Below are 1204 nucleotides of genomic sequence, written 5' to 3'. Positions count from 1 at the left end.
GCATGCTGGTGCAGACCTTGGTCATCGTCTGGTATGCCCTGCACGGCTAGCAGCCCGAGGACGTGCTCGCCCGCCGGCTCGCTGAGCCGTGGTAGGGCAGCAAGACCGAACCATCCTTCGAAGACATGATCGTCAAGCTGCGCAGAACCTTGATCGCAGCCAGATTTACCGCGGTTCGCCCAGATCACGTGGACCCCGATCTATTACGGGACTACTCCCTGGCCTGCGCCGCAGCCGCCGCATAGGTGCGAAACACGAGAGGTATGAATAAAATCGGGACACCTTCACGACCTTCCGGCCATGCGTGTTCCGCTGGTGTCAGGTTGTCGCCGGCTATGCGCCAGAGGGCGTCGATCCCAGCTGGCTGAGGTCGAGTTCGACCTCGCGTCCGCCTTGGAAGGTGACCACGATCCGCACGTGGCCGCCGATGGCTTCCAGGTAGGCCCGCAGGGTCGACAGCAACAGGTCGTGCCGCTGCTCTGTCTTCGCCACGGCCGCCTGGCTGACCCCGAGCTGCCGGGCGAGTTCGGTCTGGGTGAGATCCGCCGCCCGTCGAATCGCGGAGAGTCCCATAGCGTGGGCGCGGTCCGCGTCACGCATCTGTGCGCGGGCGGACTCTACCTGGTCGGCGAGGTCGGCCCTCTCGCGAAGGCGCCGGACCCGTTCGTCGCCGGAGACGAACGTCTCGGTACTGCGGCTGGTCGTCATGTGCCCTCCTGTCCGTGCTCGCGAAGCCACTGGTCCACAAGCACCTCGCCACGGACGGCCGCGCTGGAGTACCAGACGTCGCCGTGCTTGGCCTTGTCGAAGCCGACAAGCGCGAACGGTCGCCTCGTCCGGGAACCAGCAGACGATCCGTACGGCGACCTGCTTGTCGAAGGGATGGCTGATGCGCCACAGTTCGTGCCGGCGCGCTTGGCGTATGCGCTTGAACGTCGCCGAATCGTCGACCGGCTTCTTCTCAAGGTCCTGAAGCTCGGCGAGCATGGCGGTGGTCCAACGCAGCGCCGGGCCGCCTTGCTCCTCGATCCCACTGAGCCACCGGTCGAACTCGCGGGACCAGTCGATCAGCACCGGCTCGGTATAACCTCAAGTTCATACCTTCGCGTTTGGTAGCGAATTCCCAGTCGCCGGGCATGCCGGCGGCCTCCCGTCGGGCGGGGTCGGCGGCCCAGGAGCCGGGGACGTGGAGTTCCCGGCCGGC

2 protein-coding genes are annotated in these 1204 nt (G+C 66.3%); both read right to left on the bottom strand.

Translation table 11 applies throughout. The annotated features are described in order from the left end of the window. Positions 1–188 (bottom strand): hypothetical protein (locus tag MJ783_RS22550; protein WP_239313739.1); only part of this gene is annotated, 188 nt, incomplete at its 3' end. A gap of 145 nt (positions 189–333) precedes the next feature. Further along, positions 334–1074, bottom strand: a complete 741-nt coding sequence (locus MJ783_RS22545) for a helix-turn-helix domain-containing protein (protein ID WP_239313736.1) — start codon at positions 1072–1074, stop codon at positions 334–336. Between the last annotated feature and the right edge of the window lie 130 nt (positions 1075–1204).

Source organism: Protofrankia sp. Cj3, from assembly GCF_917627355.1.
Taxonomy (GTDB): Bacteria; Actinomycetota; Actinomycetes; order Frankiales; family Frankiaceae; genus Protofrankia.
This window is presented reverse-complemented; position numbering and strand designations above follow the sequence as displayed.